The organism is Caballeronia sp. ATUFL_M2_KS44 (genome assembly GCF_023630965.1).
Classification (GTDB): Bacteria; Pseudomonadota; Gammaproteobacteria; order Burkholderiales; family Burkholderiaceae; genus Caballeronia; species Caballeronia concitans.
The window spans coordinates 254,662-268,029 of the sequence record NZ_JALQEA010000067.1; the positions used below are offsets into that span (position 1 = coordinate 254,662).

A 13,368-nucleotide genomic window follows, 5' to 3' on the forward strand; every position below is an offset into this window, starting at 1 on the left:
CCGGACGAAACCGGCGCCTCGCGGCGTTTTCTATTCAATCAAGCAGAGGTACGGTCCATGACTGACAACTCCACGAAGCGGCCCGCCCCGGGAAAGCTGGTGCTCAGTTTGCGCAACATATCCAAGCACTTCGGAGCGGTCTCGGCCCTGACGGACATCGAACTCGACGTACACGCGGGAGAAGTCGTCGCGCTGGTTGGCGACAACGGCGCGGGCAAGTCGACGCTCATCAAGGTGCTGGCGGGCGTGCATCAGCCGAGTTCGGGCACGATCACGTTCGACGGCAAGGAAGTCACGCTGGCGAACCCGTCGGCGGCGCTCGACCTCGGCATTGCCACGGTGTTCCAGGATCTGGCGCTGTGCGAGAACCTCGATGTGGTCGCGAACATCTTCCTCGGGCGAGAAATGAGTCCCATGCGCCTGGACGAAGTTTCGATGGAGATGCGGGCATGGACCCTTTTGAATGAACTGTCGGCGCGCATTCCCGATGTGCGCGATGTCGTGGCGTCGCTGTCCGGCGGGCAGCGGCAGACCGTCGCCATCGCACGTTCGCTGCTGCTCGATCCGAAACTGATCATGCTGGACGAGCCGACTGCCGCGCTCGGCGTGGCGCAGACCGCGGAAGTGCTGAACCTCATCGAACGCGTGCGCGATCGCGGGCACGCGGTGATCATCATCAGCCATAACATGGAAGACGTGCGTGCCGTGGCGGACCGGATCGTCGTGCTGCGGCTCGGCAAGAACAACGGCGTCTTCTATCCCGACTCGTCGAATCAGGAGCTCGTCGCCGCGATCACCGGCGCAACCGAGAACGCAGTCTCGCGCCGCGCCGACCGGCGTCAGGCTCAAACGAATGCCTAGTGGGAGAACACGACATGAGTAACCAGATTCAGGGTGCTCCGCACGGAAAGCCGGACAAGCCGGAACAAGCTTCCACATTGCTCGATCGCAGCGACGTGCGCGTGAAGCACGCGACGGGCGTCGGAGGCGCGATCTCCGCATTCGTCGATCAGGTGAAGTCGGGTGACCTGGGTTCATTGCCCGTGGTCGTCGGTCTGGTCATTATCTGGACCGTGTTCACGAGCCTCAATCCCGTCTTTCTATCCGCCAACAATCTCGTCAATCTTCTTTTCGACTGCTCGACCATCGGCGTCATCTCGCTCGGCATCGTCTGCGTGCTGATGGTCGGTGAGATCGACCTGTCCGTCGGCTCGATGAGCGGTTTCGCTTCGGCGCTGGTGGGCATGCTCTGGGTGAATGAGGGATGGCCCGTTGGACTGGCGATCGCTGCGGCCATCGTCGTGGGCGCGGTCGTCGGCGCGCTGTATGCGTCGCTCCTCAACCGCCTCGGGATGCCGAGCTTCGTCGCCACGCTGGCGGGCCTGCTCGCATTGCTCGGGCTGCAACTGTACGTGCTCGGCTCCAGTGGTTCCATCAACCTGCCGTATGGTTCGGCGATGGTGAACCTCGGGCAGTTGATCGTGCTGCCGCCGGTCGTTTCGTATGTCATAGCGCTCGTGCCGGGCGTCCTCATGCTGGTTCTCGGGATCCGCACGCAACAACGCCGCCGGGCATCGAATCTTTCGTCGCCCTCGATGAGCAGTCTGCTCACGCGCTGCGTCGTCATCACGGTGCTGCTGGAGGTCGTGGTCGCGTATCTGAATCAGAGTCGCGGCATTCCGCTGCTCTTCGCGTTGTTCCTGGCGCTCGCGGTGGTGATGGATTACATGCTCAGGCGCACCCGATGGGGCCGTTCGATGCACGCGGTCGGCGGCAACAAGGAAGCGGCGAGGCGCGCGGGCATCAACGTCAAAGGCATTTATATGAGCGCCTTCGTGCTCTGCTCGGGACTCGCGGCGCTGGGCGGCGTTCTGTCGGCGGCGCGGCTCGCATCGGCCAGTCAGCAGGCGGGCACGGGCGATGTCAACCTCAATGCGATCGCAGCGGCGGTGATCGGCGGAACGAGTCTCTTCGGCGGGCGCGGCAGCGCGTATTCGGCGGTGCTCGGCATCATCGTGATCCAGTCGATCGCGAGCGGACTGACGCTGCTGAATCTCTCGTCCTCGCTGCGCTTCATGATTACGGGCGCTGTCCTGGCGATTGCCGTCATCGTCGATTCGCTTGCCCGTCAGTCGCGCGTCTCGCATGGTCGCGCATGATTCGGATATTCAGGAGATAGATGAATGACTGACACGATCAAAGGAAAGGTCGCGGCCATCACAGGCGCTGCGTCGGGTATCGGCCTGGCATGCGCGCGCGAACTCATTGCGCATGGCGCGAAGGTCGTGCTGATCGACCGCGCCAAAGAGCGGCTCGACACGCTGTGCGCGGAGCTGGGGCCCGAGGCATTTCCGCTCGTTGCGGACCTGCTGAATCCGGCGGAAGTGTCCGGCCTGCTGCCGCGCATTCTCGATGCCGCCGGCGGCCTCGATATCTTCCACGCGAATGCCGGCGCGTACGTGGGCGGCGACGTGACCGAAGGCGATCCCGACGCATGGGACCGCATGCTGAACCTGAACATCAATGCCGCGTTCCGTTCGGTGCACGCCGTTCTCCCTCACATGGTGAAACAGCAGTCCGGCGACATCATTTTCACGAGTTCCATCGCGGGCATGGTGCCGGTGGTCTGGGAGCCGATCTACACCGCTTCGAAGTTCGCGGTGCAGGCCTTCGTGCACACGACGCGGCGTCAGCTCTCGAAGCACGGCGTGCGCGTCGGCTCGGTATTGCCGGGACCGGTCGTGACCGCGTTGCTGGACGACTGGCCCAAGGCGAAGATGGAAGAGGCGCTCGCGTCCGGCAGCCTGATGCAGCCGAAGGAAGTGGCCGATTGCGTGCTTTTCATGCTGACGCGCCCGCGCAACGTGACCATTCGCGACCTCGTGATCCTTCCGAACGCGGTCGATCTCTGAAACGAACAGGCATGCGAGGGGCGCGCATGTCCCTCGACATCGATCCAACGCTTAGCCAGGCAGGGAGCCATGACTTCTGATTACATGACCCAGGACGCAACGAACGCGCGGTTTGTCGTCGGCGTGGACGTCGGCACCGGCAGCGCGCGCGCGGGAGTCTTCGACCTCGACGGCCGCATGCTGGGGACGGCGAAGCACGACATCACGCTGTATCGGGAGAGCGGGTCCATCGTCGAACAATCGAGCACGGAAATCTGGAACGCGGTCTGTCACGCGGTCAAGGATGCGGTGACGCAGGCGGACGTGCCGCCGGAACGGATCGTCGGGATCGGATTCGATGCCACCTGCTCGCTGGTCGTGCTCGGTGACGGCGGCAAGCCGCTGCCGGTGGGACCGTCGGAGGAAGCGGAGCGCGACATCATCGTCTGGATGGATCACCGCGCCATCGAGCAGGCGGAACGCATCAACGCCGCCGGCCACGATGTCCTGAAGTATGTGGGCGGCAAGATATCGCCGGAGATGGAAACGCCGAAGCTGCTGTGGCTTCGCGAGCATCGTCCCGCCGTATTCGACGATGCATGGCAGTTCTTCGATCTCACCGACTTCCTGACGTGGCGTTCGACGGGCGACCTCTCGCGATCCACTTGCACGGTCACATGCAAGTGGACCTATCTGGCACATGAGCGCCGCTGGGACGGCACTTACTTTCGCAGCGTCGGACTGGGCGTGCTCGCGGACGAAGATTTTGCCCGCATCGGGCAAAACGTGGTGGAACCCGGCACGCCGCTGGGATCCGGCCTGACGGAAGACGCAGCGGCGCAGCTCGGCTTGCGCGCCGGGACGCCCGTCGCCGCGGGCGTGATCGATGCGCACGCAGGCGGCATCGGCACGGTGGGCGCGGAAGGCGAGCCGGAAGCCTGTCTCGCTTATGTGTTCGGCACGTCGTCCTGCACGATGACGACGACGCGCGAACCGGTGTTCGTGCCCGGCGTCTGGGGACCGTATTTTTCGGCGATGGTCCCGAACGCCTGGCTCAATGAAGGCGGCCAGTCCGTTGCGGGCGCGGCCATCGAAAGGCTGCTCACGCTGCATCCGGCAACCGCCGAGGCGCGAAGCCGTTCCGAGGAAGCGGGACAGTCGCTGCCCGCGATGCTCGCCAATCTCGCGACGCAGGCGTCGGACACCTTGTCCGACGTCGTGAAACTGGCGCAAGGCGTGCATGTCGTCCCCGAATTTCTGGGCAACCGGGCACCGTTCGCCGATCCCCACGCGCGAGCCGTGATCGCAGGCCTCGGCATGGAAACCGACCTCGACAGTCTCGTATCGCTGTATATCGCGGGCATCTGCAGTATCGGATACGGCTTGCGCCAGATAGTCGAGACGCAGGCGTCGGCGGGCGCGGCAATCGAACGCGTGATGATCAGCGGCGGAGCGGGGCGCCATGAGCTTGTGCGTCAGTTGCTCGCCGATGCGGTCGGCAAGCCGCTGCTGGCCACGCGCGCGGAGGAACCCGTTCTGCTCGGCGCGGCGATTCTCGGTGCCGTGGCGGGCGGGCAGTTCAGCGATGTGCAGACCGCGATGGGCGTCATGTCTCAGGTCAGCAAAGTCTATGAGCCCCATCGCGATGTACGCGCGTTGCATGATGCGCGATTCAGCGCGTTCACGCGCTTGCAGGCGGTCGCCAGGGAGATTCGCTAGGCGGCAGCGCGGAGCGCGGAACGTCGCGTGTTGGCGTCGCTCGATAGCACCGCGCCGCATGCGCTGGATTGGACGGCTCGGCCAGGCGCCTCGCACGTCCAATCGCGCACGCCCGGAGTCAGTGTTTGAGGCAGGTGTCGGCGTTCTTCCAGGTGCAGGTGTCGAGCCCGGTGTGGACAATCGGCTTCACCGTCTTGCCTTGCGCGAGATCACGCATGACCATCGCCGCCTGATAGCCCATTTCCTCCGGACGCTGGCCGACAAGCGCGTTGACCTTGTGGTCCTTCAGCGCCTGCAGTTCCGGCCCGAGCGTATCGGCCGAGACGATCACGAACTTGCCGCTCTGAATCTTGTCCATGATCGGCGCGACGACCTGCGAATACGCTTGCGGCGCGAACAGCGGCCAGCCGCCTTCCAGCACGAATGCATCGAGACCGGTGGCGTTCGCCGTGAGCGTGTCCTGCATCATCTGATTCGCCTTGGCGGCATCGTCGTTCACATACAGCGGGCAGGCGCTGATCTCGCGCCAGCCGTTTTCGCCTGCGAGCTTCGAGACGCCTTTCTTGCCGGCGAGCGCGTCGCGCGTGCCCTGCGCCCGCTGGTTGATGTTCTCCGCTGCGGGATTGCCCATCACGAGGCAGACGTTGCCGCCCTTCGGCATCAGCAACTTCAATTGCTCGCCGAGCTTCACGCCGAGTTCGTAGTTATCCGTGCCGACATAGCTCTTGCGCAGCGACTGGTCTTTCGGCAGCAGGTCCGCGTCGGCGGTGATGATCGGGATCTTCGTGTTGCGCCGGCGGATCACTTCCGCGATGGCGGGTGCGTTCGAAGGCGATATGGCTATCGCGGACACGCCTTTCGTCAGCAGGTCATCGATGATCTGCACTTCGGCGCTTTCGTCGGCGGCCGTCGCCGGACCCGTGTAGTAGCAGGTGTATCCCTGCTTGCTGAGTTCCTTGTTCGCCCGGTCGCAGCCTTGATGCATGAGGTCGAAGTAGGGGTTGTCGAGCCCCTTCACGACCAGAGCCAGCGTCTTGTCCGCCGCGAACGTGGGCGAGGCCAGCATCGCAAGGCTTCCGATAGCAGCAAGACACATCAATGCCTTTTTCATCTTCGTCTCCTGTTGGACGCCGGTCCGACGGCGCCGATGTCTTCCCCGCACGACTGTCTTCGTGAGCGCAAGAAAAAGCCATGCGCGTCTCGACATTCCCCGCGGATCCTCGCGATGCCATGAGCGCCGCATACCGTCCGACCGCCCCTTCGCACTGACGACCATGCAACCGGTGCCACGCAGTCCGTCAACCTGTCGGGCGATCGCCGCCGAGCCGGTTGAAGAGCACGGCGATGATGATGAACGAGCCGACCACCGTTCCCTGCCAGAACGAGTCGACGCCGAGCAGGATCAGACTGTTGCGAATCACTTCGATCAGCGCCGCGCCAACGACGGTGCCCAGCGTGCTGCCGATGCCGCCCATCAGACTGGTTCCGCCGATCACCGTGGCGGCGATCACGCGCAGTTCGTCGCCGGTGCCGAGACCGGTCGTCACCGCGCCGAGCCAGCCGACTTCGAGTATCGCGGCGACGCCTGCCATCAAGCCGCCCAGCACGTACACCGAGCAGATCACGCGGCGCACCGGCACGCCGGTGAGATTCGCCGCATGGCGATTGCCGCCGACCGCGAACACGTAGCGGCCCCAACGCGTCAGGCTGAAGGCGAACCAGAACAGCAGCGCGAGCACGACGAGAAACCAGACCGGATTGGCGACGCCGAGCGTCGCGCCGCCGCCCAGCGCAAGGAGCTTGCTGCCGTCGGGACCGAAATCGAAGATGGTGCGGCTGCCGGAAACGACGAGCGCGAGACTGCGTCCGACGCTCAGCATGCCGAGCGTCACGACGAAGGGCTGCATGCCGAGATACGCGATCAGGACGCCGTTTATCGCGCCGACGAGACCGGCGGTCAGCAGCCCCATGCCGATTCCGGCCCAGATCGAATAGCCGGCGTTCATCACGACCGAAAGCACCACGCCGCTGAGGCCGATGGTCGAGCCGACCGAGATGTCGATGCCGCCCGTGACGATCACCGCCATCATCCCGAGCGCGACGATGGCCACGAACGCAAAGTTGCGGGTGACGTTGAACAGGTTTTGCGAAGTCGCGAACGTCGAAGTCGCCAGCGACAACACGATGCAGGCGACGATCGTCGCGAGCACCACCCAGAAGACCTGGCTTGCGAGCATGCCGGTCCAGCGCGTGTGGGTCTTCGCCGACTGCGGGTCATCGAGCACGACCGGCATCGGATTCGGCCTCTGTGGGGCGTCCTTCAAGTTCGGGTCTCCAGGCGGTGGGACATCAGGCGGTGGCGATGGCTCCGGTAATGAGGCCGGTCACTTCCTCCGGCGAGGTCGTTGCCGTCGTCTTGTCGGAGACCTTTCGGCCGCGCCGCATCACGACGACGCGATGCGCGACGGTGAACACGTCCGGCATGCGGTGACTGATCAGGATGACCGCGATGCCATGTTCGGACAGCCGGTGAATGAGACCGAGCACTTCGGCCACCTGGCGCACGCTGATCGCAGCGGTCGGCTCATCCATGATGACGAGCCGCGCTTCGGACAGACGCGTGCGCGCGATCGCCACCGCCTGCCGCTGACCGCCCGACATCTGCCTGACGAGATCACGCGGACGCGTTTCGGATTTCAGTTCGCGGAAGAGTTCGCTGGCGCGCCGGTACATGCTGGCGTGATCGAGAATGCGAATGGGCCCGAAGCCGATCCGCGGCTCGCGGCCGAGAAACACGTTCGCGGCTGCCGTGAGGTTGTCGCAGAGCGCGAGATCCTGGTAGACGACCTCGATTCCTTTCGCGCGCGCATCGACAGGCTTACTAAAATGCACGGGTTTGCCGTCGATACGAATCTCGCCGTGCGATGGCGGGAAATTGCCTGCGATGACTTTCACCAGAGTCGACTTTCCTGCCCCGTTGTCGCCCATGAGACCGACCACTTCGCCCGGCTCGAGGCTGAGCGTCACGTCACTGAGGGCCTGGATTGCACCGAAGTGCTTCGAGATCTCCTTGAGCTCGAGAAGACTCATAGACTGTCGTGCTCTCCGTGGGGTCGTCCTTGATTTGCGAGGGCGACAGTTAGATTTGCTCTTCAACTTTTTTAGAGCAAAGCCACGCTTTTAGCAAGGCACTCTCAATCAGCGCTTTCCCGAGGGGCTGCGAACATCGGTGAGTGCACGGCCTCGATCGGTACTTCAATGTCCTTATCGGCAAGGACGATTCGAACCCGGTGAGAGCCGAACTAAGCTTTCGATTTGTAGAGCGTGAGATATTGACGAGCACGCTGCGGGTGTATGCAGACGATGCCGCCCGCTGCCTGATCCATCTGCACTGCAGCAAGCACTGGCGTCGGCGTGAACCGCTGGTCGAAAGCAGCCGGCCTTCCGGCGCTCGAAGCGCGTCAGGCTTCTCCTTTCTCGTCTCTTCCAATGACAACGGTCGACGATATGAACTCGAAGCGCGGAACGTCGAGGTTTCTCGGGGCCGGTTTGTCCTTGAAGACGCGGCCGGCGAGATCGTAGGTCGAGCCATGACAAGGGCACAAGAATCCGCCGGGCCAATCGTCCGGCAAGTTTGGCTGCGCGCCCGGAATAAAGCGGGGCGTCGGCGTGCAACCGAGATGCGTACACACGCCGACCACCACGAGCAGATTCGGATGACTCGCTCGCGACCGGTATTGCGCCGAGCAGTAAGCGGGCATGCGCATTGAAAAGGAATGTTCGCTCGATGGATCCGCGACCATGGAGTTCGCCCTGACGACGCTTGCCATCATCGATTGAGTTCGATTGACAAGAAAGACCGGCATGCCGCGCCATGCGACAGTCGTCATCGTGCCGGGCTGTAGCGTGCTGATGTCTGCCTCCACGGGCGCGCCCAATGCGCGCGCTTTCTCGGACGGGGCGAGTGAGCCGACGAACGGAACAAGCGTCGCGGCGCCGGCGAGCGCGCCCGCGCTGGTTGTCGCGACGAGCAGCTTTCGCCGGGCCGTGTCGTCACAAAAGTCGCTAACGCTTTGCACGGCAGCCCCCTTTCGTATCGGCTAGAGCGAACCGACTCTCCGGACCGCTTTCGAGAGACGTCTTCTTGCTGAACGGGTTCATTTCGCGCTCGTCGATGAAGCGGGGTGGCCGGAGGTTGCAGCAACTGTCGACTGCGGGATTGCGTTCAGATCGACCCAGTCATACCGGACGCTCGCCAGCGCCTGCCGCAGTGCGCCATTTGCCTCGTAGTACTTGTGTTGGTTCATCAGCCTTGCCGCGTCATCGACGTCTGCCATCACCAGTTTGAGTGGCACAAGCTCCATGGTATAGGCGACGTTGATATTCGCGACCTTCAATGCATTAAGCGCCTTGTCGCGTTGACCGTGCTTGATAAGCTCATTCGCTGACGCCACGGCTTTGCTTTTATCGGCTGACTGAACGAGGTTATCGGTGACGGTTACGTCAGCGCCGACCGGAAGCCACACGAGCGCCTTCGACGCCTTGGCGACATCCGACTCACCCGGCGAAGCGGGATGAGCCGTCGGCGGGAGTTTCAGGTCTTTCTCGGCTTTGGTGAATGCAGTGTTGTCCGCCTGCGCTTCCTGCAGCGATTTCTGGGCGGCGCTCACGAGCTTGGCCGCTCGAGCCCCTTGACCGTTGAAGATCGCGAGACGCGCGAGTTCGATTTGTTGAAATGCCTCGTTTCCCTTTCCGGAGACTTTCCCCATATCCGAGGCGACGGTTCGGGGTGACTCGGCTGCTTGCACGGCGCCTGCGCAACAAGCGGCGGCGATCACAACCAAGGTGGACGCGGTAAGCTGACTCTTTCTCATGGCTTTCTCCCTATCGAGAAGTTCGCGCAGGGCATTAAGTTCGCGGCTCGTCGTCGGATGGACGTGGCGGCATCAACGGCGGTTTATCGGCCGTGAAGTCACTCGAACTGCCCATGATTCAAACTAGTCTGCGGTGCTTAAAGCACGCTTAAGGTCGGCGAACTGCATGAGTGTGGCGTCAGGAAGAGGGCCCTTCAGCCAGCGATTGAAGTATTGTGATCGGCACGCTCGGGCTTTTATTTCACGGCGACGCTGGCCTGTTTCCGATCATCCCCGATATGTTTAGGCATCCTATATGTGCGATGTCCCGTCGCCTGGTTGACGACCTACGCCTGCCGCTTGCTGCGTCCGTACAGCAGCAGCATCGCCGCGATCACGACGCCATAGATGATCTGACGCCCCGCTTCCGGCATTTGCGCGACCGACAGGATCGACTGCAAAAGCGTGATGAGGATCGCGCCGGCCACGGTCCCGAGGTACGATCCCCGGCCGCCCAAAATCGACGTGCCGCCGAGCACGACCGCCGCGATGGCCGGCAACAGGTACGCATCGCCCATCGACTGCGCGGCCTTCGATGCATAACCCGCCAGCAGCACGCCGCCGAAGGCCGCGAACGCACTGCACACGGCGAATGCGGCCACGGTCACCATCCGCGTGTTGATGCCCGAAAGATAGGCCGCGCGTTCCGTGTTGCCGATGGCGTAAAGCGTCCGGCCGAAGGTCGTGCGCGAGAGCAGGAACATCGTCGCGGCGCCGATGACGACCCACAATGCGACCGCATTCGGCACGCCCGGCACGAGCCATCCCGCCGCGAGCCATCGCATGACGTCCGGCGCGGAATCCTGCGGCGACGATCCCCCCGTGTACACGATCATGATGCCCTGCGCGACGGCATTGGTCGCGAGCGTCGCGATCATCGACGGAATGCGCAGCAGCGCCACGAGCACGCCGTTGACGATGCCGATCAGCACGCCGCAACCGATTCCGGCGGGAATCGCGAGCACGCGTCCGAGTTCGCCGTGGCCCGCGACGGCGCACGCCATCATCGCGCCGACGGTGATCGTCCACGGCAGCGACAAGTCGATATGGCCGAGCAGGATCACCATCATCAGGCCGGTCGCGATGATGCCGAGGAACGCGCCGACCTTCAGTTGCAGCAGGATGTACTCCGGCGACGTGAAGTTGCGCGAAAACATGCCGCCGACAAGCAGCAGCGCGACGATGCACCCGAACGCGATCACGATCGGCTTGTCGATTCTGCGCGCGAGCCTCGACACGAGCGTCGTGCGGCCGTTTGCGGGAACGTCGCTCATTGGAACCACTCCAGCCGGTTGCGCACCCTGAACAGCCCGCACGCGCCGATAGAAACGGCGAGCAAAAGGATGATGCCTTGAAAGAGCGGCTGCCATAGTGCATCGACGTTGAACACGAACAGCAGGTCGCCGATGGAGCGGAACGCGAATGCGCCGAAGACCGCGCCGATCGCGCTGCCCCGGCCGCCGAGCAGCGACACGCCGCCGATCACCACGGCGGCAATCGAAAACAACGTGTACGAATTGGCGCTGCCGAGGCTGGCTTCGCCGGTGTCCGTGAAGAACGTCAGAAAGAGTCCGCCGATCGCGGCGAGCACGCCGGCGAGCGTGTAGCTCACCAGTTTCGCGCGGCGGATCGGCATGCCGGACAGGAAGGCCGCAGGCTCGGAGGAGCCGGTCGCATAGGCCGCGCGCCCGACCGCCGAACGCTTGAAAGGAACCCAGACGATCACCACCGCCGCGAGCAGAATCAGCAGGCTCGCCGGCACGACGCCCGCGACCTTGCCGGTCAGTGCGTCGGCGAGATCTTCGTTGATCGATCCGCCGGGAACCGGGCGCAGCAGCAGCGCGAGTCCGTAGTAGACGGCCCCCGTGGCGATGGTCGTGACGATCGGCTGAAGGCGGCCGAAGATGATGATGACGCCGTTGAGCGCGCCGCACAGCGCGCCCGCCGCGAGCACGCCGGCGATGCCGAGCGCGCTGTGCAGCGCGTCGCCCGTGACGATCCACGATGCAATGCAGTTCGTGAGCACGAGCATCATGCCGATCGAGAGGTCGATCCCCGCGGTCAGCACGACGAGCGTCTGTCCCATCGACACCAGCGCGAGCAACACCGCCTTGTTCGCCGCCGTCTGAAACACGTTCGCCGACAAGCTCGACGGATAGTTGACGAGGTAGATCGCGAACATCAGCACGAACAGGCCGAAGGCGAACGCCGACCCGCGATTCTCCGCATACCAGTAACGCAAGCCGCTCATGGCGCGACTCCTCTTGTAGCCGGACTTTGACCGACCGGCAGGTCCAGCGCGCTGGCAATCAGGCTTTGCTCGGTGATGGCAGGCCCCGCGAGTTCCTTCTTGATCCTGCCTTCGTAGAGCACGAGCACACGATCGCAGCAGCCGATCAGCTCGTCGTAGTCGGTCGAATAGAAGACGATGGCGGCGCCTTCGTCGGCGAGGCGCCTGAGCAACTGATAGATCTCCTGCTTGGTGCCGACGTCGATGCCGCGCGTCGGGTCGCAGAGGAGCAGGATTCTCGGCTGCCGGATCAGCCATTTCGCGATGACCACCTTCTGCTGATTGCCGCCCGAAAGCGAGTCCACGGCCGCATCGAGACTGAACGACTTGATCGCGAGCAGGCTCATCATCCGGTCGACGAACGACTGCTGGCGGCCCCGATCGATCACGCCTGCCGTGGACATGCGGTCGAGCGCGGCAAACGACAGGTTCTCGCGCAGCGACATCGGCAGCATCAGCCCTTCGGTCTTGCGATCCTCCGGAATCAGCGCCATGCCGATCCGGTCGGCGCGCGCCGACCTGGGACTCGTAACGGACACCGCCTTGCCGTCGATCTCGATCTGACCCGCGCAACCGCGCAGCACGCCGAACAACGCGAGCAGCAGTTCGCGCTGGCCTTGTCCGTCGAGGCCGCCCAGCCCGAGGATTTCGCCGCGCCTCAACGAAAAGCTGACGCCCCGAAGCGTGTCGTTCCACGCGAGATCGCGGCAGGCGAGCACGGGTTTCGCGGCGGCGCCGGTCTCGGGGCCGTTCGCGGGTTTGTCGGGGAAAACGTGCTGATACTTCCGCCCGATCATCATCTCGACGACCTCGTTGTCCGAGCGCGTGCCCGCCTCGAAGCTCATCACATGACGGCCGTTGCGGTAGACGGTGCATTCGTCCGCGAGCGCTTTCACCTCGTGCATCCGGTGCGAGATGAAGAGCAGCGCGAGCCCTTCGTCGCGCAGGCGCTTGAGCACTTCGATGACGCGCGCCACGTCGGCTGCGGTCAGCGCCGACGTGGCCTCGTCGAGAATCAGGATGCGCGGTTCGTGCGCAAGCCCCTTTGCAAGCTCGACCATTTGCTGGCGCGACAGCGGCAGGTCGCGGACTTTCGCGAGCGGATCGATGTCGGGTGCGCCCGCGCGGGCGAGGGCGGCCTCGGCCTGCCGGCGCTGCGTCCGGCGGTCGATCATGCCGAAGCGGCGCGGCGGGTTCGAAGCGAAGATGTTGTCCGCCACGCTCAGGTCGGGGATCAGCGACAGTTCCTGATACACGCAGACGATGCCGGCCGCGTTCGCCACGGCCGGCGACGCGAACGAGACCTCGCGGCCATCGAGATGCATCGTGCCCTGGTCCGGCTGCACGACGCCGGACATCACCTTCAGGAGCGTGGACTTGCCCGCGCCGTTCTCGCCGAGGACCGCGTGAATGCGTCCCCGGCGCACCGCGAGTTCCGCGTGATCCAGCGCGACGGCGCCGCCATAGCTTTTCGATACCCCGGACATCTGAAAGAACGGCCGCTCTGCGTCCCGCCGCATGCTTGGGTCTCCCGTCATGTCGCCGGCCACGATCC

Annotated in this window: 12 protein-coding genes; 4 read left to right on the forward strand and 8 right to left on the reverse strand. The window is 64.1% G+C overall.

The window, feature by feature from the left end; all coding sequences use genetic code 11:
* The first annotated feature begins 57 nt into the window (after positions 1 to 57).
* From NCR39_RS28800 to NCR39_RS28815, 4 genes are all read left to right on the forward strand, one after another.
* Positions 58 to 861: an ATP-binding cassette domain-containing protein gene (locus NCR39_RS28800; protein WP_250456193.1), complete on the forward strand. Its 804-nt coding sequence runs from the start codon at positions 58 to 60 to the stop codon at positions 859 to 861.
* A gap of 14 nt (positions 862 to 875) precedes the next feature.
* Positions 876 to 2,159 (forward strand): sugar ABC transporter permease, encoded by a 1,284-nt coding sequence (locus tag NCR39_RS28805; RefSeq protein WP_250456194.1) that lies wholly within the window; start codon positions 876 to 878, stop codon positions 2,157 to 2,159.
* Positions 2,160 to 2,183: 24 nt separating this feature from the next.
* Positions 2,184 to 2,912 (forward strand): SDR family oxidoreductase, encoded by a 729-nt coding sequence (locus tag NCR39_RS28810; RefSeq protein ID WP_250456195.1) that lies wholly within the window; start codon positions 2,184 to 2,186, stop codon positions 2,910 to 2,912.
* 69 nt (positions 2,913 to 2,981) lie between these two features.
* Positions 2,982 to 4,610 (forward strand): FGGY-family carbohydrate kinase, encoded by a 1,629-nt coding sequence (locus NCR39_RS28815; RefSeq protein ID WP_250456196.1) that lies wholly within the window; start codon positions 2,982 to 2,984, stop codon positions 4,608 to 4,610.
* 118 nt (positions 4,611 to 4,728) lie between these two features.
* Here the strand turns inward: NCR39_RS28815 and NCR39_RS28820 are convergent, their stop codons facing one another.
* From NCR39_RS28820 to NCR39_RS28855, 8 genes are all read right to left on the reverse strand, one after another.
* Entirely contained in the window at positions 4,729 to 5,721 is a 993-nt protein-coding gene (locus NCR39_RS28820; RefSeq protein ID WP_250456197.1) for a sugar-binding protein, read from the reverse strand.
* 187 nt (positions 5,722 to 5,908) lie between these two features.
* Complete coding sequence (locus tag NCR39_RS28825; protein ID WP_250456198.1) at positions 5,909 to 6,934, reverse strand: ABC transporter permease; 1,026 nt, start codon at positions 6,932 to 6,934, stop codon at positions 5,909 to 5,911.
* Between the two features lie 25 nt (positions 6,935 to 6,959).
* Positions 6,960 to 7,700: an ATP-binding cassette domain-containing protein gene (locus NCR39_RS28830; protein ID WP_250456199.1), complete on the reverse strand. Its 741-nt coding sequence runs from the start codon at positions 7,698 to 7,700 to the stop codon at positions 6,960 to 6,962.
* A 371-nt stretch (positions 7,701 to 8,071) separates the two neighbouring features.
* Positions 8,072 to 8,689: a ubiquinol-cytochrome c reductase iron-sulfur subunit gene (gene petA, locus NCR39_RS28835; RefSeq protein ID WP_250456200.1), complete on the reverse strand. Its 618-nt coding sequence runs from the start codon at positions 8,687 to 8,689 to the stop codon at positions 8,072 to 8,074.
* Positions 8,690 to 8,767: 78 nt separating this feature from the next.
* Positions 8,768 to 9,484: a YfdX family protein gene (locus NCR39_RS28840; protein ID WP_250456201.1), complete on the reverse strand. Its 717-nt coding sequence runs from the start codon at positions 9,482 to 9,484 to the stop codon at positions 8,768 to 8,770.
* A 326-nt stretch (positions 9,485 to 9,810) separates the two neighbouring features.
* Positions 9,811 to 10,797 (reverse strand): ABC transporter permease, encoded by a 987-nt coding sequence (locus NCR39_RS28845; RefSeq protein ID WP_250456202.1) that lies wholly within the window; start codon positions 10,795 to 10,797, stop codon positions 9,811 to 9,813.
* A complete protein-coding gene (locus tag NCR39_RS28850) occupies positions 10,794 to 11,774 on the reverse strand; it encodes an ABC transporter permease (protein WP_250456203.1) in 981 nt (326 codons plus the stop codon). Before NCR39_RS28850 ends, NCR39_RS28845 begins: the two co-directional genes overlap by 4 nt.
* Positions 11,771 to 13,333 carry a sugar ABC transporter ATP-binding protein gene (locus NCR39_RS28855; protein WP_250456204.1) on the reverse strand — a complete coding sequence of 521 codons (1,563 nt, stop codon included), beginning with the start codon at positions 13,331 to 13,333 and terminating at the stop codon, positions 11,771 to 11,773. The genes NCR39_RS28850 and NCR39_RS28855 overlap by 4 nt, the downstream gene beginning before the upstream one ends.
* Positions 13,334 to 13,368 lie beyond the last annotated feature (35 nt).